Raw genomic sequence first — 22,229 nt, forward strand, 5'->3', positions numbered from 1 at the left:
CACCCCTCGCTATCGGGTGCCATAGTCCGAGAGGCGCCCGTGAACTCATATCCGTTGCTGGACCGGGCGAACTGGCCGCTGGTGTACGTGAACGAGATCACCACCGGTATCCACCACGCTCTCCAGAACGACCCGGCGCTCATGACGGTGATGTCGGCGTGAGGCTCCCACGGAAACGGCCGGCGCGCACCTGCCGGGTTGCGAGGGCGTTGTTCGTACTGGACGTCGCCCGTCGTGGTCGGCGCTGCCAGGCACACGTACAGCGCTTCCAGGAGGGGACGTGCATGGAGGAGAGATACACGCGGTCGGGCTGGCTCTATATGCAGTCGTCCCCGGCCGAGGAGATCGCCAAGGCCGGAATCGATCCCGACGACGCCTCCGACGGCTGGGTCTGGTCCTGCAACCGGCCGCGCTGCGGCATGCCGGTCCAGGGCGGCAGACCCGCCATGGCCGCGCACGTGCAGACGGTCCACCCTGAAGAGCTGCAAGGGATCACCCGCCGATGAGTCTGACCTCTCCGCCCTCGCCCTCCCGGTGCATGCTCACGCGGTGCGCCGCGTGCGGGCATCACACCCACACGCACGCGTGCGTGGACGGCACGCAGGTGGTCCTGCACCCGGGCAAGCACGAGTCGATGCTGCTGCCGCCGATCGTCTGGCGCCACCTGGTCCATGGGATCGTGCGCCTGGGCGCGGATCCGACCGATTGCGGGCTGGTGATGATCGAGCACGCCGAAGTATGCGGCGCGCGGCTCACCCCGACCGGCGGGCTGCTGGCCGACATCTGGGTGAAGTGCGTCAACGAGCCGAGGGAGGCAGCCGCGTGATCGACAGGGACGGCCAGGAACAGGCGGTGGCGCTGCCGGTGATGCGCATCGCGCCGCCGCACAAGGTGCTGCCAGCCCGCCACGTGAAGATGCCCATCGACCTCAAGGTCGGCAGGCTCGGCACCTACCGGCTCGGGTGGATGGAACTCTCCGACGAGGACACCGCCCGTGAATTCGCGCACCGCTTGCAGGGGTTCATGCAGCGCGCCGCCACCCACACGCTGCTGCTGCGCATGCTGCGCGACGCCCTTCGGCATGCGACGAAGGCGGGCCAGCAATGAGCAGCAGCGACTGGGCGGCCATGTGGGTCATCGCGTTCTCGTGCGCGTTCGCGGGGGGCGCGCTCGGCTCGTACCTGATGCTGCGGCGAAGGGTGGAGCGCGAGGCCGCGCGCGCGATGGCGACGGCGCTGGCGGCGATGCGCCCGGAGGTGGACGCCCGTGCGCAGTGGGTGCAGTTCGAGGAGCTGCGCCAGGGGCACCGCAGACAGGCGGCCGACCGGATGAAGGGCGAGCAGCGGCGCCACGACGGCGACACTCCGCAACTCCCGTCGTGACACTGCGTGCCTGGTACGGTGCGCGGAGTACTGGCCGGTAGTTGCTGCGCCACCGCCGGTCAGTACGAACAAGCCGGGACTCCGCCGTCGCCCCTCGTGGTGTGCGGGACGTCCCCGGCCGTGCGGACAAGGGGTTGTATCGCGCGTGTGCGGCCCCGCCCGGCGCTCCAACCGGGCGGGGCCGCTTCACGCCCACGGGGGACAGCCATCCAGCCACGCGCCTGGCAAGGTCAGTTGGCATGGCAACCACGTTTCACCAGGAAGACCCCGCCGAGCGCATGCACCGCCTCTACTTCACCTACGACCATCTGCCCGAGCGCTTGCAGAGCGTCTCGGCGCACTTCTACAGCCTGGGCAAGCTCCTGCTGGGGCAGGTCGAGTCCGGACCTGAACGCACCACAGGCATGCGCAAGTTGATGGAGGCCAAAGACTGCATGGTCCGCGCCGCTCTGGACGCGTAGCTGCGCGGGGGACGCCGGGGGAGCGCAGGGGCGCACCCCCGGCAGCCTCCAACTCACCGTGACCGATCAACACTTTGAGTGATCACATGGGTGACGATCGGTCACATGTCACGCCTCATGCTGCGCGGCCCCGCCCGTGAGCGCCTCGCCAAGGAACTGCGCACCAAGTACGAGTCCGGCAAGAGCATCCGCCAACTCGTCAACACCACCCCCTGCTACAGCTACGGACTCGTCCGCAACCTCCTGGTCGAGGCCCAGACCCCACTGCGCAAGATCGGCACCCGCCCCCGCCCCATCACCGGCGATGACCGATGACCGACAACGGCGCACCGAAGGTCAACTACGCCCCGGGCCTAGAGCACTTGATGGTGCCCATCGACTCCATCAAGCCCCACCCGCGCAACGCCAAGCTCCACGACATCGACGAGATCAGCGGCTCGATCGAGGACTTCTCCTTCGCTGACGTCGTCGTCGTCCAGAAGTCCTCGGGCTATGTGATCGCCGGGCACGGCCGCCTCCTGTCCCTCCAGAATCTCGGCGCCTCCGAAGTGCCTGCCCTGTTCGTCGACTTGAACGATGAGGACGCCGGGCGCTTCCGCCTGCGCCACAACGCCAGCCACGACGCAGGCGGCTACGACAAAGCCCTGCTGGCCTCCGTCCTCCAGGAATACCGCGACAGCGAGCGCGGCCTCGAAGCCACCGGCTACACCGACGTCGCCCTGGACGACCTCCTGGAAGACCTCACCCGCGCCGAACTCGACGCGGAAAGTGCCGGCCTCGGGCCTGGCGGCGACGCAGAGGAGGAAGACCTCTCGATGGTGTGGGGCGTCATCATCTCCACCACCGACGAGGAACAGCAGGTCGCGCTGCTGGAGCGCTTCCAGGCCGAGGGCCTGAACTGCCGTGCGGTGATGTCGGCGTGAAGACGGTCGAGTTCGCAGTCGAGTGCGCGACACCGACCACCGCCCGCACCGCGCAACTGTCCTCGATGTTCGACGTACCGCCTGCCGAGAAGGCCGTCACCCGCTGGTCGGTGCCGCTGCCCATCGACGACAAGCCCTGGCAGGTCGGCCTGATCGTCGGCCCCTCCGGTGCGGGCAAGTCGACGGCCGCCCGCCACGTGTGGCCCGCCCAGATGGCCGTGCAGCTTCCCTGGGACGGCCGGGCGCTGGTCGACAACTTCCCCGCCCAGATGTCCATCAAGGACATCACCGCCCTGCTCTGTTCGGTCGGCCTGTCCTCCCCGCCCACCTGGATGCGCCCGCGCCACACCCTCTCGGGCGGCGAGGGCTTCCGCGCGGACGTCGCCCTGCGCCTGGCCACCACCGAACCGGGGGAGGTGGCCGTGGTCGACGAATGGACCTCGACCGTGGACCGCCAGGTCGCCAAGGTCGCCTCCCACACGGCCGCCAAGACGGTGCGGCGCACCGGCCGCCAACTGGTCGCCGTCACCTGCCACTACGACGTCACCGACTGGCTCCAGCCCGACTGGGTCCTGGACGTGGCCGCCGCGGACTTCGCCTGGAGGTCGGTTCGACCCCGCCCCCGGCTCGACCTCACCCTTCACGCCATCGACGGCCGCAAGACGTGGCCCCGCTTTGCACGCCACCACTATCTGAGCGCCGCCCTCAGCCCCGCCGCGCGCTGCTACGGCGCCTACACGGCGGCGGGGGAGTGCGTCGCCTTCGCGTCGTACGTGCACTTCCCCCACCCCAAGACCAAGACGCTGAAGATGGCGCACCGCATCGTGTGCCTGCCCGACTATCAGGGCCTGGGCATCGGCGCCTACCTGTCCGAGTGGCTCGGGGCCAAGCTGTGGCGCGAGGGGTACCGCTTCCGCATCACCTCGGCGCACCCGGCCATCCACGCCTCCTGCGCCAAGTCGCGGCGCTGGCGCAACGTCACCGAAGGCCGCAAGTCTCTCGCCGTGGGGCCCAAGTCACAGATGCGCGCACGCGGCCTGGACGTGCGCTTCCTGTCCACGCGCAGCTTCGAGTACACGCCGCCCGCCCAGAGCGCCGGTCAGGGGGCTGCGTGATACGTCCACAGCCCCTGCCTGCCCCGCATCGGCCGCGCGTCATCGAGCAGCACCGGCTCTGCAAGGACCCAGTGGTACATGTCCTCGATCGCCCACCGCGAGTCGTGGCCGGTGACGATGTCGACCAGCGTCACCCACCCCAGCATCGCCCCGTACACCTCATCCAGCCGCTCGCGGACGCCGTTGAAGCGCGTGAAGCGGGCGACCGACACGTCCTCGGGAAACGTGGCGCGCTGCAACCCCGCATGGATCGCCAGCGGCCCCCGGTAGGCGCACTGCCACGAGCGGTTCTCGACGTCCTTGATGCCCGCCATGACCAGCCCGGCGTACGGCTGGCGAATGGTCAGCGCAGGGGTGGAAGCCGCATCGGCGACAGCAGGGTTCATACCGCGCATTCTATCGTCAACACCGCTTTGACCAGGGAAAACAATCATGCCCGCCGATAAGACCCCGCTCACACTCGACCCCGCGCGTGACCCCTGGGACCAGCAGCCACGCGAGTCGGACGCCAACTTCCGGCGCTTCGAGGCGTACCTGAAGATGCGCGACCGGAAGGTGCGAACGCTCGCAGCGGAGTTGACGCGCTCGGTCGCCTACATGCAGCAGCTCGCCTACCGCATGCACTGGCACGAGCGCGCCAAGGCGTACGACGTCGAAACGCGCCGCAAGGAAGCCGACGCCCTCGACGCGGCCCGCCGCTCCCACGCCAAGCAGATGGTCGCCGCCACCGGCTTGGCTGTGCGCCAGCTCGTCAAGGGTCTCCAGCAGGAGCGCGAGTACACGACCAACGAACTCATCAAGCTGTACTCGGTGCTGCGCCCCGCCGTCGAAGGCACCCGACTGAACATCGGCGGCATCGAGGACGGCCCGGCCGTGAAGGTCACCGCCGTCCCCGCATCCGATACCGAACTGCGCGCGGAGGTCACGCGCCTGGTCGCCCAGCTCGATGTGGGCCCCGACGATCCGGTGACCATCGACTACGACACGGACGACGAGGACGCGTGAGCACCGAGACGTCCGTCGAACGTCTGCGCTTCCTGCACCGCATTTCCGACCCGGTCACGCTGGCCCGCTCCTGCGACGCCAGCTTCAAGCCGCGCCCCCACGCCAAGGTGATCGGCCGGGCGCTGATGCGCTGCCGCACCGAGGCCGGGGCGAAGATCCTCATCACCTGCCCGCCGCAGGTCGGCAAGAGCACGGCGGCGGCGGTGTGGGGGGTGTTCTGGTGGCTGATCCTGCACCCCACCGATCACGTCATCATCGTGTCCTACGGCGCCGAGCTGGCCGAGGAACGCGGGCGCGCGATCCGCAAGCTCATCCGGGCCTACGGCGCCGACTTCGACCTGTACCTCGACAAAGACCGCTCATCCGTCGCGGACTGGCGCCTGACCACGGGCGGGGGAGTGCGCTGCGCGGGCATCGGCGGCTCCCTGGCCGGACACCCCTGCGACTTCCTGGTCATCGACGACCCCCACAAGAACCGCCAGGAGGCCGACTCCCCGACCGGCCGCAAGCGCGTGGCCAACTCCTACTCCGCCGACCTCGTCTCGCGCCTGGCTCCCGGAGCACCCACGCTTCTGATCCTCACCCGCTGGCACGAAGACGATCTGGCCGGACGCCTCCTGAAGGATGAGCGGCGCGTGGAAGAGGGCGGCGACTGGACGGTCATCCACATGCCCGCCATCGCCGACCAGTCCCTGACCGGCCCCGACCCGCTGGGCAGGCAGGACGGCGACCCGCTGTCCCACCCCAAGGTCCCCACCCGCGACCGCGCCGCGCTCCTTGCGCACTGGCAGCGCAAGAAGCGCGGCTCCAGCCCCTTCGACTGGGGCGCCCTCTACCAGGGCAACCCCCAGCCCGTAGAAGGCGCCCTGGTCTCCTCCGAACTCATGCGGGCCCAGACCCACCTCACCGGCCTGCCCGGCGCCCGCCGAATCGGCGTCGCGGTCGACCCCTCGGGCGGCGGCCGGGACTCCGCGGGCATCATCGGCGGCTACATCGGCACCGACAAACGCCTGTACTGGACGCACGACCGCACCGCGCACATGTCCTCCGACGCCTGGTCCCGCGCCGCCTGCGTCCTGGCGGCCGAGACGAACGCCTCGATCATCGTCATCGAGAAGAACTTCGGCGGCGACCAGGCCGAGCTGGCCGTCAAGGGCGCCTGGGACAAGCTGCGCCGCGAACACAACGAGCAGCACCAGGACGACGAGGACCGGCCGAGGAACCCGTACACGAAGATCCCGCCACTCATCGAGCTGCGCTCGGCCCGACAGGGAAAGATCCTGCGGGCCGAGCCCGTCGCCGGTCAGCTCCGCGAAGACCGCATCCGCCTCGCCGACCTGCTGCCCGAGCTGGTCATGGAATGGCGCACCTACCAGCCCGACTCGTCCTGGTCACCAGGTCGCATCGACGCATCCGTACTGCTGGCATACGAGTTGCTGGGCCCGCCGAACTCCGCGAAGTCCGTCAGCAGCCCCACCGGCTCCCGGGACCAGATCGCCGGCCGCGTGGCCGGGCAGGGCCGCAGGATCAACCGCCGCTCCTACGGAGGCGGCCAGGACTAGAACGATCGCCATCCATTGAGCCAGTCTGGCGCTAACTTCGATTGTGCGCAGGACAGTTGGCGTGGTGCATGAGGCGAGGGGGAGCGCATGCCCGGAGGTCGCAACCTGAGGGGAGAGCGGCTGAGGCTGGCGAGGCGTCGTCCGTCGCCCGACCGCGTGAGGGCGCGAGTGCGGGACGGCGGGGAGCAGTCACGCGGCGGGAGACTGCGACGCATCGACTGGGCTACCTGGGGAACGGTGGCCGGGGTCATCGCAGGTATCGGCACGCTGCTGTTCACCGCCATCGCGACCTACTACGGCGCAGCGGTCTCGAAAGATCAACTCGACCAGTCCCGAGAGGACGCCGCTCGCCAGACACGCGACCAGGCAAGCCAGGTAGCCGCCTGGACGGAGATCGACAGCGAGAACGAATTCACTGTGCACCTGCGGAACAGGTCTCAGGACCCAGTGGAATCGGTACGCCTGGTCTTCTGGGCATACGTCGAACCAGCCGTCGGGGTGGGGCATGTGGATGTCGTCCAGTTCGAGCAGACCATGTCGGTCATCGGACCCTGTTCGGACATGATCGTCGAAGAGAAAGCGCTGCGGTACTCAAAGACGGTTCGTGCTGATCTTGGCAAGTTGCCTGATAATCCGGGTGTTGAAGTCAAGTACGTGGAGTTCATGGATCGAGACGGGGGGTACTGGGTGCGCGCCCCCGGGAGTGGCCTCGACCAGATGGACCCGCGCTCCACTTACGGGGTGCTGGAGAAAGCAGACCCCGGCGTAAAGGTACTGCCCGGCCTTATCACGGGTGACCCGGCCTTCAGGGCTGCGTCCGGATGCGTCGGCGATAGCAGGTAGAAGGGCACGCTGCCCAGGGGTGCGGGCTTCACGGATGGTGGGACTAGCGCTCAATCTCCGCTGCCTGGGTGGGCTGTTGATCGGTGCGCTCCACGGTCACGGTGGTCTGTGATCGCTCGTAGGCGTCGTGCGCGTCGGCCATGCCCTGCATGGCCTGAGTCGCGCTGCGCAGGCTGTCGGCCAGGCGCGGGCCCGGTGTCTTCTTGCGGTTCATGTTCCATGCCTCCACTGCGTCCAGGTCGTAGAGCGGCCCCATGGCCAGCTCGGCGATCAGCAGGTGTGCGGGACCGCGCTTCAGCGCGCGGGCGGCGGCTTGCTTCGTCAGCCCCATCACGCTCGCGGCTTCGACGAGGCCGCCGGGGTGCAGGTCCGCCCATCTCTCATTCACATTGCCAGGCTAGCGGGTTAGGTTCATGACGTGAACGCAATTTCTGGCCAACTCATGAAGTGCCGAGGAGCCCCCACCCAGTCTGGGTGGAGGCTCCTCACGTGCATGCCGGGATCATTTCCCGTCGGAGAGCCTCATCCAGAGCCAGGCTGTGCCGCTGGCGATGAACCCCATCAACAGCATCCCCAGGAACGGCTGTGCTCCGAAGCCGCGTGTGATCACGATGATGAAGATGGCGTAGGCCAAGAAGCCGATCGCTGCGACACCAATGATCCGGCGAGCCAGGTAATGGGCTACCGCTGCTGCGTGTGCACGGTCGCTCTCGTTCGGTGGCATGATCCTCCGCTGGCTACAGAGTTGAGGCGCTGGCGACGGGGCTGGTCGGCTCGATCGTGGACGTCTCCGTGACGTTCCCCTCCCCATCTGTAGATGTCGAACGCTTGCCACCATAAGTGGTGTTGGCGTCCGTAGGCGGTTCGGGAGCCGTATCCACCTTGACTGGCTTGCCATCGTCCCCGATGACTACGCGCCCCTCCGAGTCGACTACGCCGACCTTGTCCGGTGTTGCCTCGGGAGTGGCCACACCGTCGTCGTTGACCCAATCCGGCGGGGGCGGCGGCGGCTCATCCGACATTCCCTTCAGGCCCGAGTGTGCGCCTGACCAGAGCCCCGGGACGCCGTTGGGGAAGATGGATTCCGCGTTGTAGGTCATGGTGGCGAAGTTCATCGTGCCGTACCAGCCCTCGCCGCACCCCCAGGACAGGTCCTTGGCGGGCCATTCGAGCACGTACTTGTACGCCATGCTCGTGTTGGAGAACCACTCACTGGTCCATTTGCACTTGTACCAGTCGCTGCCGTTCCACTTGTACATCGCGATGCCCTCGCGCAGGTGGCCGGCCGGGCGCTTGTACTGGTGCTGGCAGTCCGTGGGGATGGCGTTCAGGTCCATCCACGAGGTCACGTCACCCTTGGCGTACCCCCGGTTATCTGTGCCGTTGGACACCTCGCTCCTGTTGGTCATGCAGTGCTTGCCGTTACCGCTGACCCACAGCTCGGCTCGTTCGTAGACGTAGTGGGCGTTGGCGGAGCCCGCAAGCGCAACCACCGAGATCGCTGCGATCGGAACCGCGATCAGTGCTCTGCGCGCTTGTCTCTTGCCTTTGGATCGGTTTCTCACAGTTTCTCCCATTCAGGCAGACTGGATTGATCCGTTACCCTCGTGCACTTTTGCCCCCGTTGTTCCTGCTGTCCCGCAACGCGACATTTGCATCAGCCGGTAAACGTTCGGTAAATAGCCTGGTGGTGAACGTCGCAGAAGCAAGTCCGCAAATCAACTAAGCGCAATAGCGGTCGAGTTGAGGGGAAACCTCGTCAGCTCCAGTGCCGGGAGCGTGAGTTCCCGGTGCGCGTCCGGACGTTCAGTCGTCGTGCAGAAGGTTGCCGCGCGGGGCTCCGCCCTTGCGCCAGGCAAGCGCGGGCGGCAGCTTCTCCTTGGCCGCGCCGAGCGGCTGGGTCAGGGCGATGATCGGCAGGGCCAGGGAGGCGAGGAAGCGGCGGCGGGTGGTCTCGGCGATCTCCTTCATGGCCCCCATCGCTACCCCGGTAGGGCGTCCACGCATACGACTTGTGATCACTTTCCGTTAAGCGAAGGATCACTCAAGTGATCACAAAGCGTACGTTGTTGACGTGCCTCTCTCACTTACGGTATTCGTCCTCCTCGTCTTCGCCGTCGCGCGAATCACGCGCCTGGTGACCACGGACAACATCACGCACCCGCTGCGCGACAAGCTCGCCGCACGTGCGCTGGCCGCCTACCGCCGTGACCAGGCCAAGGTCTCGCCGATGTACGGCAGCGGCAGCAGCGACGGCGACACGGACACCGCGCCGACCGCCGCACCGGACACCATGCGCTTGCCCGGTGAGCGTGGCGTGTTCGCGCTGGTCTCCTGCGCCTGGTGCATCGGTTTCTGGATCGCCCTGCTCGCGTACGTCCTCGTGTACTGGATCGGCGACTGGCCTAGCAGCGTCGGCGAGTTCGGCTATGCGGCGATCTCCGTGCTGGCGACCAGCTGGCTGGTCGGGGCCCTGAACTCCAGCTTCGCCCGCTGACGTCTGACCCGACATGAGGGGAGCGGGCATGCCGCTGTCGCGTTTTCTGCCGCTGCGCGGCGCCTCCCTGATCTCCTCCGCCGAGCTGCTGCGCGAACCCAGGCGCACCACCGCGGATTCCAAGCGCCGGGGGCAGTCCCGCTCCCAGCTCTCGGGGCTCCTCCCGGCCCAGCAGCAGTGGCAGCAGAACGCGTGGGGCTACTACCGCTCCTGCGGCGAGCTGCGCCAGGGCGTGCGGTGGCTGTCCAACGCCTGCTCCCAGGCGACGCTGAAGCTCGGCAGGATCGACCCGCGCGGGGACGGCACACCCGACCCGGTCGACGACCAGGCGCTCATCGACCGCTATCTGGCGTCCTGGGCGGGCGGCGCGTCCGGGCAGTCCGAGCTGCTGGCGCAGATGGCCATCCATGCCACCGTGCCCGGCGAGTGGTACCTGATCGCCTACGCCGACCCGGCCACCAAGGCCGAGGTGTGGCGCACCGTCTCCAAGTCCGCGATCCAGCAGCTCGGCACCGGCTCCGACTCGCCCTTGCGCATCCAGATCGGCCCCCACGAGTGGGTCGACCTGGAGAACGGGACGAGCTTCGTGTGCCGGATGTGGCGGCCGGACCCGGAGAGGCCGTGGCTGGCCGACTCTCCGGTCCAGCCGCTACTGGCCGACCTGCGCATCCTGTGCGGGCTGACCGCGCACGTGAACGCCACGATCGACTCCCGCCTAGCCGGTAACGGCATCCTGGCCGTCCCCCAGGAAGCGTCCCTGACCGGCGCCGAGACCGCGCCCGTGGATGAAGAGGGGACGGTGCGCGAGGACAACGACGAGTTCATGGACGAACTCATCGAGAACATGGTCCCCGCGATCACCGACCGCGACCGCGCCAGCGCCGTCGTGCCCATCCTCATCCGGGCACGCGGCGAGGACATCAAGAACATCCAGCACATCGACATCTCCTCTAAGTTCGATGAACGGTCCTCCGAACTCCTGGTGCAGGCTCAGCGCAAGGTCGCCATCGGCATGGACGTCCCCCCGGCCGTCATCCTGGGCCAGGAAGACTCAAATCACTGGACGAGCTGGCAGATCTCAGAGGAGGCCGTCGCCCTCCACGTCAACCCGCTGCTGTCGCTGATCACGCACCCCCTCACCGACCGCTACCTGCGCCCCCTGATGCTCGATGACGGACGCAGGGACGCCGACACGTTCGTCATCTACGCCGACACCACCGAACTCACGCTGCGCCCCGACCAGTCCGACGACGCGGTACTCCTCTACGACCGGGGCGAACTCTCCGGAGAATCACTGCGCCGCGAGTCCGGGTTCGGCGACCAGGACAAGCCCGGCGACCAGGAGAAGCGCGAGCGCCTGCTGTGGAAGCTGGCGGAGAACCCGCAGATGGCCGCCGCCGTCCTGCCCGCCCTGGGCATCACCACCGGCGCCGGTGCCACCAGTTCCCGGGGTGCGCCAGACGGGCAGCGCCAGAGCGCTCCCGGGGCCAACGCCCGCCCCGCGATCGAGAACCGCCGCGAACTGCCCACCGAGCAACCCACCACCCAGCGGCCCACCGCACCGCCCACCGGCACCTCGGGGGACGGGCTGATGGCAGCCGCGGACTTCGCCGTACGCCGCGCCCTGGAAGTCGCCGGACGCCGCATGACACCCGGCCGCACCGCCCAGTTGCCCCAGGTCCCGGTCTGGACGATGCACACCCACATCCGCGCCCAGACCGACCTCTCCCGCCTCCTGGACGGCGCCTGGCTGCACCTGGGGGAGTACGCCAACGCCGAGGGCGTCGCGGCCGTCGACCGCTACACCCGCCACCTCATCACCTCCCAGCAGGCCCACGAACCGGCCATGCTGCGCCGCCACCTCACCGAGGCCGGGATCCTGCGATGAACTCCCTTCCCGGGCTCATCGAGCGCGCGACCACCGCCCTGCGCCGCGCCCTGAGCGCTTTCCTGCGGGCCGCCCGCACAGCGCTCGCGACGCAAGGTCTGGCGGGCTGGCCCGACACCTTCCCCGCCGTCCCCGCCCACCTCGAACCGTTCCTCTACGAGGCGTACCTCAGCGGAGCCGGCGGATTGGCGGACCTGGACCCGCAGGCGCGCGCCTGGGCGGCTGACGCGGTGGCGCGCATGCAGGGCTCGCACTGGGCGCAGAACGTCTACCAGCACCTCGCCGGGGCGCCCCCACAGCAGTGGACGGTGCTGCTCGAAGACGACGCCCACGCTCGCTGGCTTGAGGCGCTGACCGCATCCGAGATGCGCTCCGCGCACAACGCGGGCACGCTGGCGGCCGCGATCGTCCGCCACCGCGAGACGCCCGTGTTGAAGACGTGGCGCGCGCACCTCGACGACCGCACTCGGCCCGCGCACGTGCACGCCAACGGGCAGACCGTCTCGGTCACCGAGCCGTTCATCGTCGACGGCGAGCGCCTGATGTTCCCCGGCGATCCCACGTCCGCCAGCCCCGGCAACACCTTCAACTGCCGGTGCTCGATCCGCCTGACTCCCGCCCCGCTCACCGCATCCGGAGCCACCATGACCACACCCGTAGCCGAAGGCAGCCGGACGCCGGATGACATCTGGTGGGAAGGCCCCCTGGCCCCGATCGGCGCCAACAGCGCCGACATGCGCCGCCTGGCTGCCACCGGCCAGCTCGATACCCGCGAGCTCCCGCTGCCGCTGCTCTTCCAGCCCACCTTGTCCCAGCGCCACGAGGGCGCCATCCAGGGCATGGCCGTCCTGCGCCGAGCCTGGATCAAGGACGGCGTCCTGCACGGGCAGGGCACCTTCGACGGCCTCGACCCCGACGCGGTGAAGGTCGCCGACAAGGTGCACCGCGGATACCTCGGCTGGGTCTCCGTCGACCTGGACAAGGCGCTGATGGAGCTCGATGACTCCAACCCCGAGCAGCCCGTGGAAGTCGCCCGCTCGTGGCGCCTGTCGGGGGCCACGCTGGTGGGTCAGCCCGCCTTCGACACGCATGCGAAAATCCGCATTGTCGACAAGCCCACACGCCTGGCGGGCGACCCCGACCCCGAGGAAGAGGACGCCGACACCGGCGAGCCAGCTCCCGTGGGCGGGGGCATCCTCACCGACGAGACCGTCACCCCCGACGGGGGCGAGGAGCGAGACCTCGAACTCCCAGAGGACGAGCACCCCGAGGGCGAGCAGCACACCGTGGTGCCGGTGGCGGACGGCGACGGCGACGAGGAAGCCGTGGACGAGCCGCCCGGCATCGACGACGACCTGATCACCGACGACCCCGAGCGCAAGAAGCGCCAGGCGTTCAAGCCCAGCGCCGAGGAAGTGCAGCGCGCCTCCCTCATCGCCTCCGCCATCCCCCTGGCCCCGCCCTCCGCGTGGTTCGAGGATCCGCGGTTCGACAAGCCCACCGGCATGCACGTCACCCCCCAGGGCCAGGTCTTCGGGCACCTCGCGGAGTGGAACCGGCCGCACATGAGCTTCCCCGGCCAGTACATCTACGCCCCTAAGAGCCCGAGCGCGTACCGGGAGTTCGAGGTCGGCTCCGTTCTCACCGCTGAGGGCGACTATCTGCGCGTGGGCACTCTCACCGCAGGCACGAGCCACGCGGAGCACGGGCTCACCGCCTCGGAGACCATGGCGTTCTACTCCGACACCGGCTACGGCGCCGCCATCGTGCGCACCGGCGAAGACGAACACGGCATCTGGGTCGCGGGCAGCCTTACCCCCGGCGCCAGCGCCGAGCAGATCGCGACCCTGCGCCGCGCCCCGCTGTCGGGCGACTGGCGCGACAACGGCCAGGGCCTGGACCTGGTGGCCGCCCTCGCGGTCAACCGGCCCGCCTTCCCCGTCCTGCGCGCGAGCGTCTACCTCGAAGACGACAAGCCCGTCTCCCTGGTCGCCGCCGGAGTCATCGACGAGGGCGACGCCTTCGAGACCCTGCACAGCGACGCCATCCCCGTCCCTCCGGGCGGTGAGGAGACCATGCGAGCCATCGGTGACCTCACCCAGCGCCTGGCCGCCGCCCTCGCCACCCTCAACACCCCCCTGCGCTCCGAGGAAGCCGCCCAGACGGCCGGCGAGGCCTTCACCGCCTCGCTGCGCGAGCGTTTCGGCAAGGTGCGCGCGGAGGCCGCCGTGCACGCGTTCACCACGCGGGCCATGGGGAAGGCCGTGGTGCCCAGCCGGAAGTCGCGCCGGGATGCAGCCGTGCACGCCTTCGCCCGCCTCGACGCGGACGAGGACGAGGACCCTCTTCCGGTGACGCAGTCCGACATCCCCGACCGCGCCGACGACGAGGCTGCCGAGGAGCTGTCCGAGGACGAAGCGGCAGGCGTCTTCGAGGACTTCACCGACGACGACCTGAGCGAGGCCGAGCAGTTCCTCGCCGGGGACGGCACCGGGCAGTTCAAGCGCAAGAACTGGGTCGAGAAGGCCGGGGGACTGCCGCGCTACATCAAGCGGATCGCCAAACACCTCAAGCGCAAGGGCATGAGCGAGAGTCACGCGATCGCGGCGGCCGTGAACACGTGCAAGCGGTGGGCGCGCGGCGGCGGCAACGTCAAGCCCGACACCGTTGCCAAGGCCCAGGCCGCGATCGCCGAGTGGAATGCCAAGCGCCTTGCAGGCAGGCGCTGAATGAAGGTCAGGAACGGAGAGCGGTATGTGCTGCGGTAGCGGTGGCGGCGGGTTCAGCCCGAGCGGGTGGGACGGGTCGGCGAAGGCCCCGACGGGGGCGGTGGTGTGGCGTCACGAGCTGCCCGAGGGGCAGCACTTCGAGGACGGCGAAAGTCGCCGTGATTTCGTGACGTGGGTGGAAGCGGACGCGTCACGTGCACGGTGGGGTGCGGGGACTTACTACGAACATAAGGTCACTGACGGCGACTAGCGCTATGCTCAGCGTTACGACGGTCGTCCGGGCCGGTCGACCCACCCCGCCGCTCACGGCTCGAACCCCCCCCTCGAAATGTGAGCGGTGACCGGCCCGGATCTGCCGTACAACTTCAGGCGCGCCCGACTGGCTTCCGGCCGGGGTGCGAGGAGACCCGACTGGCGTCTGGCCGGGGTCGCAACCACACCCCCGTGAGGGGTGGTTGAGAAGCGACGCCCGAACGGATCTCTCGCGATGAACCGCGAACAGCTCAACTCTCTTCTCCAGCGCCTTGCCGAGGCCGACGCCTCCCAGCGCACCGAACTCATCAACGAGGCCATCGCTTCCCACGGCGCCGAAGAGGTCGCCGCCCTCGTGGAGACCGGACTCGAAGCCGGACGCGAGATCGTGGATGCGGAGTCCCGCTCGGACGAGGACGTCACCAACCTGGAGCTGGTGACCGAGATCGTCGAGGCCGCCCGCACACGCGGCAGCGAGATCACGCAGGCCGAAGAGGCCCGCCAGCAGAAGATCGCCGATCTCCACGGCCGCCTCAACCCCCAGAGCGACACCGCCGAGAGCGAGGGCGAGGGCGCCGAGCCCGCCGCCGAGGCCGCCTCCACCGTGGGCGAGGCGGGCGCTGGCGCCGAGGGAACCGGAGCCACCGGCGAGGCCGTCCCCAACGACGCATCGTCGATCACAGAGGGCGCACCGGCCACGGTCGCCGCCTCGCGCCGCCCGGCCACCACGAACTTCGGCGCGTTGCAGTCGGACCGCACGGGCGCCCAGCGCGGTTCGAACTGGTCGCTGACCGCCAGCGCCGACATCCCCGGCTACTCCACCGGCCAGGAGCTGACGTTCGACCAGCTCATCGACGCCGCGACCCGCCGCATGCAGGGCCTGGCCCGCATCGGGCGCTCCAACGCCGACACCGGCGGCGTGAACATCGCCCAGTTCAACCTGACACGCGAGAGCAACCTGGTCGCCCGCAACGAGCAGGACCACCGCGTCCTGGACTACGCGGCCGACGAACGGCGCCTGCCGGGCGGCTCCCTGGTCGCAGCCTGCGCCACCGGCACCGTCGCCCAGGGCGACGTCTGGTGCAGCCCCAGCGACACGCTGTGGGAGTTCTGCCCCGACCTGGCCACCCGGGAAGGCATGCTCGACGTCCCCACGATCACGGTCCGCCACGGCGGCATCCGCTGGCCCAAGACCCCCAACTTCGCGGACGTCTACAAGAAGCTCGACGACATGACGTGGGACTGGACCGACGAAGAGGTCTGCGACCCCGACAAGCGTCCCGCCGTCAAGCCGTGCGCCGAACTCCCGTGCCCGGACTGGGCCGAGCTGCGGCTGCGCCCGCGCGGCATGTGCATCAAGGCCGACATCCTGCGCAACCACAGCTGGCCCGAGCAGGTCCGCGACTGGACCCAGCGCCTCCTGGTCGCCCACGAGCACAAGATCAACCACGACACGATCGCCGCGATGGTCAAGGGCGCCGACAAGACCATCGAGTACAAGTCCACCGGCGGCGACGACGGCACGGTGAACTACGGTCCCGGCGCCACGGCCGGACTGCTCGGTGCGCTGGAGTTCCAGATCGAGCAGATCCGCAACGCCAACCGCATGGGGCGCACCGCGGCCCTCGAAGTCGTCATGCCGCACTGGGTCCACGGCGTCATCCGCTCCGACCTGGCCAAGCGCCAGGGCGTCGACCTGCTCGACGTGTCGGACCAGCGGATCAACAAGTGGTTCACCGACCGTCACGCCCGCGTCCAGTACGTCTACGACTGGCAGGACCTGGACAGCGACAGCGTGCTGACCTGGCCGACCACGCTCCAGATCCTGATCTACACCGCAGGCGCCTACGTCTCCGCGCGCCAGGACATCATCAGCCTGGACTCGATCTACGACAGCGTGAACCTGCTCGGCCGCGCCGCACAGACCGGCCCGCCGGTCGTCCCGGCGATCCCCGGCAACAAGTTCATCAGCCTGTTCACCGAGGAGGCCCACCTCCTGGGCCGCAAGTGCGGCGTCTCGCGCCTCATCAAGATCGACCTGTGCGCGGACGGCGCCACCACCGGCGGAGCCGTTCCCGCCATGGGCGTCACCTGCCCGGCCGTCTGACCCTCTCGGACCACTGATCGTCCCCCGGCCCCGCGCAACTCAAGTCACCTGAGCGCGGGGCCGGGGGGCCAGCCCGACGAAGGGAGGGCAACCCCGTGAGCACACCCACCACCGGCCTGGCACCGCTAGAGATCCTCACCGATCAGCCGGTGCCCACCCAGCGCCGCTACGGCCTCTACTCGGCCGCCACCGTGCTGGAGACCCCGCGCCTGCGCCACGCGTACGCGACGTGGACCACCGACGACTGCGCAGATGGCGGCTACTGGGCCCTGTGCAACCCCGAAGACCCCACCGCCGAGCAGGACAACGGCGTCAAGCGCCTGGACCGGCCGCACTGGGACACCGCGTTCCCCTTCGCGATCAACGCCGGGATCTCCTGCGACCGCATCGGCTTCGACAACGCCGCCCAGCGCGCCCGCGCCCGCCTCGCGGCGGCTGAAGAACGCTTGGTGGAGCGCGCGTTGTGGCAGGGCAAGGCAGGCATCCTGCCCCGCCTGGACAGCTCCAAGGCCGTCAAGCTCTCCACCACCCCCGTCTCCCTGACCGCCGGTGTGGCCCTGCTCGAAGAGGCCCTGGGCGAGTCGACGGTGGCCGCCGGGCTCATCCACGCACCGCGGCGGATGGCCGCGCCGGCCGTTTCCGCGTGGCTGGCTGTCCCCGAAGGGCCGCGCCACCGTTCCCCGTTGGGGGCCTCCTGGGTGTTCGGCTCTGGCTACACGCCTGCCGACCAGGGCGAGGACGACGACGCGGACGCGCCGGGTGTGGCGTGGCTGTACGCCACCGGTCAGGCCGTCGTGCGCCGCTCGAAGGTCGAGGTCGAGCCCGGCCAGCATCCCGGTACGTCCGGCTACTTCGACCCCGCCTCGAACCTGGCCTACGCCGTGGCGGAGCGCACGATCCTCGTCACCTTGGACTGCCCGCTCTTCGCGGTGCCCGTCATCGACGAGAGCCCCAAGCCCGACCTGCTGCCCGCCCCCACCAACGTGCACGTGGTCGGCGCCCCCGGCGTCACCACCGCGCTCATCGACTGGGACCGGGTGCCCGGCGCGGACTCCTACCTCGTCGAAATCACCCCCACCGCGAAGAAGGACGCCTGATGGCTACCAAGTGCTTTACACCAGTGCTCGGAGAGCGCATCCGCCTCACGCGGGTGGACGGCTGCGGGCGCCCGATCTACGGGGCAGGCTCCCAGGCCGTCTCGGACGGTTTCATCACCGTGAAGTACACCGCCGAGATCGGCGAGGGCGAGGAGATCGAGCAGACCAACGCCCAGGGCCAGCGATGCGTCTACCTGAAGATCCCCGACTACATCAAGTACATCGGTGTCGAGATCGAGTTCTGCCGCGTCGACCCGGGGCTCATCGGGCTGATCAACCCGGCCAACGCGCTGGAGCTCGACGGCAAGGGCGACGTCGTCGGCTGGCGCGAGAGCGTGAAGCCAAGTGACAGGGCTGGCTTCGCCCTTGAGGTCTGGACCGGCCTGCAGGGCGCGAACATCTGCGACGACCCCAACGCCACCAGCGCCCACGGCTACATCCTGACCCCCTGGCTGACGTCCGGGATCATGGGCGATCTGGAGATCGGCGCGTCCAGCGTGAACTTCACGTTCAAGGGCAACGCGCAGGCCGGATCGAACTGGGGAGTTGGCCCGCACAAGGTCGTCCCCGGCACGGACGGCGTCACACCGTCCGCGCTGCTGGCGCCGATGGCTCCCGACGAGGTGCGCCTCATCCGGCATACGAGCATTGCTCCGCCGAACCCGCAGTGCGGCGCCTTCGAGCTGCCCGCGCCCGGTGGCGCGACGCTGACGGCAACCGTCGACGCCTCGGACAAGATGAAGTTCACCTTCGCCTGGGCCGGAACCGCTCCCGACGACACCCCGGCGATCTTCGACTTCGGCGACGGCACCAGCGGCGTCGGCAAGGTCAAGGACAACAAGGCGTCTGTGGACCACGTCTACACCGAGCCGGGCCGTAAGAACGCCTCGGCCACCGTCGCGGGCGTCACGGTGGCGGCTGTCGCAAACCCTCTCAAGAGCTGACCGCCCCCACTGGGCTGCGCGTCTCCCCGATCCGGGATGTCAGCGCGCAGATCCAGTGGGACGCGGTGCCCACCGCGGATTCCTACGACGTCAGCGTCACGGAATCCGAGGCGGGTGGCGAGATCGCCCAGCCCTCACCCCAGCCCCCCACGCCAGCCGAGCAGACCCCTAACACCCCCGGGGAGGGCTTCTGATGCCCATCGTCACATCGCCGCCGTACAACGCCAGCGGGCTCACACCGAACACCGCGTACACGGTGACCGTTACGCCGATGCGTGCCGGGCAGAAGGGCACGGCGGCCACCGCGACGTTCACCACCGGCAAGGTCGCACCCGCCGCGCCCACCGGTGCCGCCCTCAAGACGTCGCCGCCCACCGTGGCCGGGGCCACCATCACGTACACGCACGACGGGAAGAACGTCACCAAGTTCCGTCTGGAGCGCAAGCCCAAGACCGGTGGCTCCTGGACGAAGGTCGCCGACTCGGCCGCCGCCACAGACCGTGAGCTGAAGGATCCGGGCCCGCTGACGGCGGGCGACTACCTGTGGCGCGTCATCGCCGTGGACGACACCACCGACTCGCCCCCCTCCAACGAGGTCGCGGGCACCGTCGTTGCCCCGGCCAAGCTGCCCACGCCCGCCCCGGTCGGCAAGGGCACGGCCACCACCACGGAGTTCGACGTGGAGTGGCCCGCCATCGCGGGCGTCGACGCCAGCAAGGGCGACAAGGGCTACGTCGTCAGCATCATCCCCGGCGAGCCCACCGTCAGCGCCGTCGACTTCACCACCCCGGCCAAGCCGTTCGTCAAGGTCACCGGCCAGATCGCGGCAGACACCGCCTACACGGTCTCGGTGACCGCCAAGGGCGACGGCACCACCAAGACGGACTCCGACGCCGGAACCGTCGACATCACCCCGACCGAGCCCGCGCCGTCCGCCAAGGGCTACGGCGAAGGCGGCTACGGCGACGACACCTACGGAGGTACGGCCTGATGGCTGCCATCGAACCGTTCAAGCTGCCCGCCAAGGGCGCCAAGAGCTGGGACACCCCCCTCAACAACGACCTGGCCAATCTCGACGCCCGCCTCAAGGCGGTCGAGGCGTACCAGGGCTGGCCCACCAAGGGCGAGGTCACCGACCTCAAGGCGTCCGCCATCAAGGCAGACGGCTTCACCGTCACCTGGGCGGTCCCGGCCGGGACCGTCGTCGACTCCTCCAAGGGCGACAAGGGCTACACCGTCACCGTCAAGCCCACCGGCCCGACCCTGGGCGCGGTGGCCATCGCCTCCCACGTCGCCACCGTCGTGCTGACCAAGGCCACCGCCGGGACCGAGTACACGGTGTCGGTGGTCGCCAACGGCATCCCGCCGAACGTCACCGACTCCGACGCCGCCACCGTCAAGGCCACCCCGAAGGCGTGAGCATGGCCGAGCCCTGCGGCTGGTCCGCCGACCGCACCTGCTGCCCCGTCGAGCGGCTGCCCGACGGGGTATGGGAGACCTCCGTCGCCACGGCGACGGAGGTCCTCTGGGCGCTCACCGGCAGGCAGTTCGGTGCGTGCCCGCGCACCCTGCGCCCCTGCCACGTGCCGTGCCCGTGCGACCCCTGCGACCGGTGCGCAGGCGCTCAGGGCCCCCAGTGGATGCCCGCGCTCATCGGCGGCCAGTTCTACAACCTGACCTGCCAGAAGGGCGACGGCTGCCAGTGCGGCAGCGAGCTGCCCACCGTCATCCTGCCCGGCCCCGTCCACCGCGTGATCTCCGTGATGGTCGACGGCAAGACCCTGGACCCCTCCACGTACGCGGTCTACGACCGGCGCTCCCTGCTCCGCACGGACGGCGGCTCCTGGCCCTCCTGCCAGCACCTGGAACGCGACCTCACCGAGCCGGGCACGTGGGCGGTCACCTACGAGCGCGGCAAGCCGCTCAGCCAGGCCGGCCGCCGCGCGGTCGGCTTGCTGGCGTGCGAGTTGTCGCGTCTGTGTGCGGGCGACAACTGCCGTCTGCCCTCGCGCGTGACCAGCGTCGTGCGCGACGGCGTCACCTGGAGCTTCGACGCGGAGGGCTTCTACACCGAGGGCCTGACCGGCATCCCCGAAGTGGACATGTGGATCAAGGCCGTGAACCCCCACAAGGTCATGCGCCGCGCCAGCTCCTGGTCGCCGGACGGTCCGAAGATGCCGCGCCAGCGCACCGGCCCGAGCGACTTCGGGAGCTGGGGCCGGTGAAGAGCCTTTCCACCATCGGCCGCATCCTCTCGATGCTGACCGCGTGCCTGTGCCAGCAGTTCCGACAGGAGGGGATGCCGCTGTGCGTGTGCGCGATGCGCCACCACTCCGACCTCCTGGTGGCCGACGGGTGCGGGGAGTGTACGTGTGAGGACGGCTCGGACGGGCGCCTGTACGCACGCGTCGTGGAGATCCGCGCCACGGACAACGACAACCGCAGCGCGTCGGGGGCGCAGCCGTGCGCCAACCCGCTGGTGGAAGCGGAGTTCGCCTTCGCCGTCTACCGGTGCATCTACCTCACCGACGACGGCCTGGCCCCGCCCGCCGACGTCCTGAACTGGGAGGCGCAGCAGTTCCTCGCCGATGCGGAGGTGATGCGGCGGGCGGTGATGTGCTGCACGCTGCCGCCCGAGCTGGGCACCTGGTGGAAGCGCACGACGACCTGGACGCCGCTGTCGTCGGGCAACTGCGCGGGCGGTGAGCTGCGCGCGATCGTCACCGGCACCCCGCGCATGAACCGGCTTATCACCGTGCCCGACCCCGAGCCCGTCAAGCGGGGGGCCTGGTGAGCGCCGTGTGGATCCAGGTACAGCGCCGCTACGGCGGCAGCCCCGAGCCCGGCACCGTCCTGCGGGTGGAGCAGACCGGCTTCCTGGACGCCCTGCTCCGCGAAGGGCTGGTCACCCTCCTGCCCGACCCTCCCGAACAGCAGGCGGGGGAGGAGCGCGATGGGTGAAGTACGCCTCAACCACGCCGAGATCAACCGCCTGCTCTACGGCAGCGGCGGGCCCGTCGTCCGCGAAGTCACGCGCGTGGCCCGGCTGACCCAGCAGAACGCCCGCGCGCTCGCCCCCGGCGACTCCGGGGTCCTGAAGGCGTCCATCAAGGTCACCGTCTTCGCCCAGCCCGGCCGCCAGCGCGTCCACGCCCGCATCGGCTCAACGCTCGATTACGCGATCTACCAGGAGGAAGGCACCGGCATCTACGGGCCCAAGGGCACCCCGATCCGGCCCAAGCGCGGCAAGTACCTGCGGTTCAAGCCCAAGGGCGCCCGCGGATTCGTCTTCGCCAAGTCGGTGCGCGGCTCGCGCGCCCACCACTACCTCGTGACCGCGCTGCGCCGCTCCTCCCCGTGGCCGGTGCGCAAGTTGCGCTGAACCCCGCAATCGTTCGGTTTTCAATCAAAACCTCGAGTCCGC

The 22,229-nt window shown here is 69.5% G+C and carries 29 protein-coding genes; 24 read left to right on the top strand and 5 right to left on the bottom strand.

All coding sequences use genetic code 11. The annotated features are described in order from the left end of the window. The first annotated feature begins 39 nt into the window (after positions 1-39). The 9 genes from ACFUPX_RS02420 to ACFUPX_RS02460 all read left to right on the top strand — a co-directional run bounded on the left by ACFUPX_RS02420 (position 40) and on the right by ACFUPX_RS02460 (position 3,881). On the top strand, positions 40-162 hold the full coding sequence (locus tag ACFUPX_RS02420) for a hypothetical protein (RefSeq protein WP_383314461.1): 123 nt from the start codon (positions 40-42) through the stop codon (positions 160-162). A gap of 122 nt (positions 163-284) precedes the next feature. Next, positions 285-506 carry a hypothetical protein gene (locus ACFUPX_RS02425; protein ID WP_383314464.1) on the top strand — a complete coding sequence of 74 codons (222 nt, stop codon included), beginning with the start codon at positions 285-287 and terminating at the stop codon, positions 504-506. 83 nt (positions 507-589) lie between these two features. Further along, complete coding sequence (locus tag ACFUPX_RS02430; protein ID WP_383314467.1) at positions 590-826, top strand: hypothetical protein; 237 nt, start codon at positions 590-592, stop codon at positions 824-826. Continuing rightward, positions 823-1,107, top strand: coding sequence for a hypothetical protein (locus ACFUPX_RS02435; protein ID WP_383314470.1), 285 nt, complete (start codon positions 823-825; stop codon positions 1,105-1,107). The genes ACFUPX_RS02430 and ACFUPX_RS02435 overlap by 4 nt, the downstream gene beginning before the upstream one ends. Next, positions 1,104-1,382 (top strand): hypothetical protein, encoded by a 279-nt coding sequence (locus ACFUPX_RS02440; RefSeq protein ID WP_383314473.1) that lies wholly within the window; start codon positions 1,104-1,106, stop codon positions 1,380-1,382. Before ACFUPX_RS02435 ends, ACFUPX_RS02440 begins: the two co-directional genes overlap by 4 nt. Before the next feature lie 239 nt (positions 1,383-1,621). Next, positions 1,622-1,843, top strand: a complete 222-nt coding sequence (locus ACFUPX_RS02445; protein ID WP_383314477.1) for a hypothetical protein — start codon at positions 1,622-1,624, stop codon at positions 1,841-1,843. 105 nt (positions 1,844-1,948) lie between these two features. Next, positions 1,949-2,158 (top strand): helix-turn-helix domain-containing protein, encoded by a 210-nt coding sequence (locus tag ACFUPX_RS02450; RefSeq protein WP_383314480.1) that lies wholly within the window; start codon positions 1,949-1,951, stop codon positions 2,156-2,158. Beyond that, entirely contained in the window at positions 2,155-2,766 is a 612-nt protein-coding gene (locus tag ACFUPX_RS02455) for a ParB/RepB/Spo0J family partition protein (protein WP_383314483.1), read from the top strand. The genes ACFUPX_RS02450 and ACFUPX_RS02455 overlap by 4 nt, the downstream gene beginning before the upstream one ends. After that, positions 2,763-3,881, top strand: coding sequence for a GNAT family N-acetyltransferase (locus ACFUPX_RS02460; RefSeq protein ID WP_383314486.1), 1,119 nt, complete (start codon positions 2,763-2,765; stop codon positions 3,879-3,881). The genes ACFUPX_RS02455 and ACFUPX_RS02460 overlap by 4 nt, the downstream gene beginning before the upstream one ends. Here ACFUPX_RS02460 and ACFUPX_RS02465 read toward each other — a convergent pair. After that, positions 3,866-4,267 carry an ASCH domain-containing protein gene (locus ACFUPX_RS02465; RefSeq protein WP_383314489.1) on the bottom strand — a complete coding sequence of 134 codons (402 nt, stop codon included), beginning with the start codon at positions 4,265-4,267 and terminating at the stop codon, positions 3,866-3,868. The two genes, ACFUPX_RS02460 and ACFUPX_RS02465, sit on opposite strands and share 16 nt — an antisense overlap. A 46-nt stretch (positions 4,268-4,313) precedes the next feature. Here ACFUPX_RS02465 and ACFUPX_RS02470 point away from each other — a divergent pair, with 46 nt between their 5' ends. From ACFUPX_RS02470 to ACFUPX_RS02480, 3 genes are all read left to right on the top strand, one after another. Next, the gene (locus ACFUPX_RS02470) at positions 4,314-4,886 is read left to right on the top strand and encodes a hypothetical protein (RefSeq protein ID WP_383314492.1); all 573 of its coding nucleotides are present in this window, start codon (positions 4,314-4,316) and stop codon (positions 4,884-4,886) included. Further along, positions 4,883-6,448, top strand: coding sequence for a terminase large subunit domain-containing protein (locus tag ACFUPX_RS02475; protein WP_383314496.1), 1,566 nt, complete (start codon positions 4,883-4,885; stop codon positions 6,446-6,448). The genes ACFUPX_RS02470 and ACFUPX_RS02475 overlap by 4 nt, the downstream gene beginning before the upstream one ends. Before the next feature lie 87 nt (positions 6,449-6,535). Then, entirely contained in the window at positions 6,536-7,291 is a 756-nt protein-coding gene (locus ACFUPX_RS02480) for a hypothetical protein (RefSeq protein WP_383314499.1), read from the top strand. Between the two features lie 43 nt (positions 7,292-7,334). Here the strand turns inward: ACFUPX_RS02480 and ACFUPX_RS02485 are convergent, their stop codons facing one another. The 4 genes from ACFUPX_RS02485 to ACFUPX_RS02500 all read right to left on the bottom strand — a co-directional run bounded on the left by ACFUPX_RS02485 (position 7,335) and on the right by ACFUPX_RS02500 (position 9,271). Continuing rightward, on the bottom strand, positions 7,335-7,679 hold the full coding sequence (locus ACFUPX_RS02485; protein ID WP_383314502.1) for a hypothetical protein: 345 nt from the start codon (positions 7,677-7,679) through the stop codon (positions 7,335-7,337). 114 nt (positions 7,680-7,793) lie between these two features. Beyond that, positions 7,794-8,015, bottom strand: coding sequence for a hypothetical protein (locus ACFUPX_RS02490; protein WP_383314505.1), 222 nt, complete (start codon positions 8,013-8,015; stop codon positions 7,794-7,796). Positions 8,016-8,028: 13 nt separating this feature from the next. Further along, the gene (locus ACFUPX_RS02495; RefSeq protein WP_383314509.1) at positions 8,029-8,784 is read right to left on the bottom strand and encodes a hypothetical protein; all 756 of its coding nucleotides are present in this window, start codon (positions 8,782-8,784) and stop codon (positions 8,029-8,031) included. Positions 8,785-9,097: 313 nt separating this feature from the next. After that, entirely contained in the window at positions 9,098-9,271 is a 174-nt protein-coding gene (locus tag ACFUPX_RS02500; RefSeq protein ID WP_383314511.1) for a hypothetical protein, read from the bottom strand. A gap of 94 nt (positions 9,272-9,365) precedes the next feature. On the opposite strand from ACFUPX_RS02500, the gene ACFUPX_RS02505 reads away from it, so the two are divergent. The 12 genes from ACFUPX_RS02505 to ACFUPX_RS02560 all read left to right on the top strand — a co-directional run bounded on the left by ACFUPX_RS02505 (position 9,366) and on the right by ACFUPX_RS02560 (position 22,187). Further along, positions 9,366-9,788: a hypothetical protein gene (locus ACFUPX_RS02505; RefSeq protein WP_383314514.1), complete on the top strand. Its 423-nt coding sequence runs from the start codon at positions 9,366-9,368 to the stop codon at positions 9,786-9,788. Positions 9,789-9,816: 28 nt separating this feature from the next. Next, entirely contained in the window at positions 9,817-11,676 is a 1,860-nt protein-coding gene (locus tag ACFUPX_RS02510) for a hypothetical protein (RefSeq protein WP_383314517.1), read from the top strand. Next, the gene (locus ACFUPX_RS02515; RefSeq protein ID WP_383314521.1) at positions 11,673-14,405 is read left to right on the top strand and encodes a phage minor head protein; all 2,733 of its coding nucleotides are present in this window, start codon (positions 11,673-11,675) and stop codon (positions 14,403-14,405) included. Before ACFUPX_RS02510 ends, ACFUPX_RS02515 begins: the two co-directional genes overlap by 4 nt. 487 nt (positions 14,406-14,892) lie before the next feature. Beyond that, positions 14,893-16,764, top strand: a complete 1,872-nt coding sequence (locus ACFUPX_RS02520) for a major capsid protein (protein ID WP_383314524.1) — start codon at positions 14,893-14,895, stop codon at positions 16,762-16,764. Positions 16,765-16,859: 95 nt separating this feature from the next. Beyond that, the gene (locus ACFUPX_RS02525) at positions 16,860-17,861 is read left to right on the top strand and encodes a hypothetical protein (protein ID WP_383314526.1); all 1,002 of its coding nucleotides are present in this window, start codon (positions 16,860-16,862) and stop codon (positions 17,859-17,861) included. After that, positions 17,861-18,805, top strand: coding sequence for a hypothetical protein (locus ACFUPX_RS02530; protein WP_383314529.1), 945 nt, complete (start codon positions 17,861-17,863; stop codon positions 18,803-18,805). Before ACFUPX_RS02525 ends, ACFUPX_RS02530 begins: the two co-directional genes overlap by 1 nt. 193 nt (positions 18,806-18,998) lie before the next feature. Next, complete coding sequence (locus tag ACFUPX_RS02535; protein ID WP_383314533.1) at positions 18,999-19,796, top strand: hypothetical protein; 798 nt, start codon at positions 18,999-19,001, stop codon at positions 19,794-19,796. Then, entirely contained in the window at positions 19,796-20,224 is a 429-nt protein-coding gene (locus ACFUPX_RS02540) for a fibronectin type III domain-containing protein (protein ID WP_383314536.1), read from the top strand. Before ACFUPX_RS02535 ends, ACFUPX_RS02540 begins: the two co-directional genes overlap by 1 nt. Positions 20,225-20,226: 2 nt before the next feature. Next, complete coding sequence (locus tag ACFUPX_RS02545) at positions 20,227-21,030, top strand: hypothetical protein (protein WP_383314540.1); 804 nt, start codon at positions 20,227-20,229, stop codon at positions 21,028-21,030. Beyond that, a complete protein-coding gene (locus ACFUPX_RS02550) occupies positions 21,027-21,599 on the top strand; it encodes a hypothetical protein (protein ID WP_383314543.1) in 573 nt (190 codons plus the stop codon). Before ACFUPX_RS02545 ends, ACFUPX_RS02550 begins: the two co-directional genes overlap by 4 nt. Continuing rightward, positions 21,596-21,766 (top strand): hypothetical protein, encoded by a 171-nt coding sequence (locus ACFUPX_RS02555; RefSeq protein WP_383314546.1) that lies wholly within the window; start codon positions 21,596-21,598, stop codon positions 21,764-21,766. Before ACFUPX_RS02550 ends, ACFUPX_RS02555 begins: the two co-directional genes overlap by 4 nt. Further along, positions 21,759-22,187, top strand: coding sequence for an HK97 gp10 family phage protein (locus ACFUPX_RS02560; RefSeq protein ID WP_383314549.1), 429 nt, complete (start codon positions 21,759-21,761; stop codon positions 22,185-22,187). The genes ACFUPX_RS02555 and ACFUPX_RS02560 overlap by 8 nt, the downstream gene beginning before the upstream one ends. Positions 22,188-22,229: the final 42 nt, after the last annotated feature.

Source organism: Streptomyces sp. NPDC057302, from assembly GCF_042667685.1.
In the GTDB taxonomy this organism is placed as follows: domain Bacteria; phylum Actinomycetota; class Actinomycetes; order Streptomycetales; family Streptomycetaceae; genus Streptomyces.

Excerpts from the sequence above, each read along its gene's own strand:
- ACFUPX_RS02465 (WP_383314489.1), bottom strand. The coding sequence starts at position 4,267 with ATGAACCCTGCTGTCGCCGATGCGGCTTCCACCCCTGCGCTGACCATT.
- ACFUPX_RS02500 (WP_383314511.1), bottom strand. The coding sequence starts at position 9,271 with ATGGGGGCCATGAAGGAGATCGCCGAGACCACCCGCCGCCGCTTCCTC.
- ACFUPX_RS02535 (WP_383314533.1), top strand. The coding sequence starts at position 18,999 with ATGCCCATCGTCACATCGCCGCCGTACAACGCCAGCGGGCTCACACCG.
- ACFUPX_RS02480 (WP_383314499.1), top strand. The coding sequence starts at position 6,536 with ATGCCCGGAGGTCGCAACCTGAGGGGAGAGCGGCTGAGGCTGGCGAGG.
- ACFUPX_RS02440 (WP_383314473.1), top strand. The coding sequence starts at position 1,104 with ATGAGCAGCAGCGACTGGGCGGCCATGTGGGTCATCGCGTTCTCGTGC.
- ACFUPX_RS02515 (WP_383314521.1), top strand. The coding sequence starts at position 11,673 with ATGAACTCCCTTCCCGGGCTCATCGAGCGCGCGACCACCGCCCTGCGC.
- ACFUPX_RS02560 (WP_383314549.1), top strand. The coding sequence starts at position 21,759 with ATGGGTGAAGTACGCCTCAACCACGCCGAGATCAACCGCCTGCTCTAC.
- ACFUPX_RS02450 (WP_383314480.1), top strand. The coding sequence starts at position 1,949 with ATGTCACGCCTCATGCTGCGCGGCCCCGCCCGTGAGCGCCTCGCCAAG.
- ACFUPX_RS02540 (WP_383314536.1), top strand. The coding sequence starts at position 19,796 with ATGGCTGCCATCGAACCGTTCAAGCTGCCCGCCAAGGGCGCCAAGAGC.
- ACFUPX_RS02445 (WP_383314477.1), top strand. The coding sequence starts at position 1,622 with ATGGCAACCACGTTTCACCAGGAAGACCCCGCCGAGCGCATGCACCGC.
- ACFUPX_RS02520 (WP_383314524.1), top strand. The coding sequence starts at position 14,893 with ATGAACCGCGAACAGCTCAACTCTCTTCTCCAGCGCCTTGCCGAGGCC.
- ACFUPX_RS02425 (WP_383314464.1), top strand. The coding sequence starts at position 285 with ATGGAGGAGAGATACACGCGGTCGGGCTGGCTCTATATGCAGTCGTCC.
- ACFUPX_RS02455 (WP_383314483.1), top strand. The coding sequence starts at position 2,155 with ATGACCGACAACGGCGCACCGAAGGTCAACTACGCCCCGGGCCTAGAG.
- ACFUPX_RS02530 (WP_383314529.1), top strand. The coding sequence starts at position 17,861 with ATGGCTACCAAGTGCTTTACACCAGTGCTCGGAGAGCGCATCCGCCTC.
- ACFUPX_RS02545 (WP_383314540.1), top strand. The coding sequence starts at position 20,227 with ATGGCCGAGCCCTGCGGCTGGTCCGCCGACCGCACCTGCTGCCCCGTC.
- ACFUPX_RS02490 (WP_383314505.1), bottom strand. The coding sequence starts at position 8,015 with ATGCCACCGAACGAGAGCGACCGTGCACACGCAGCAGCGGTAGCCCAT.
- ACFUPX_RS02470 (WP_383314492.1), top strand. The coding sequence starts at position 4,314 with ATGCCCGCCGATAAGACCCCGCTCACACTCGACCCCGCGCGTGACCCC.
- ACFUPX_RS02510 (WP_383314517.1), top strand. The coding sequence starts at position 9,817 with ATGCCGCTGTCGCGTTTTCTGCCGCTGCGCGGCGCCTCCCTGATCTCC.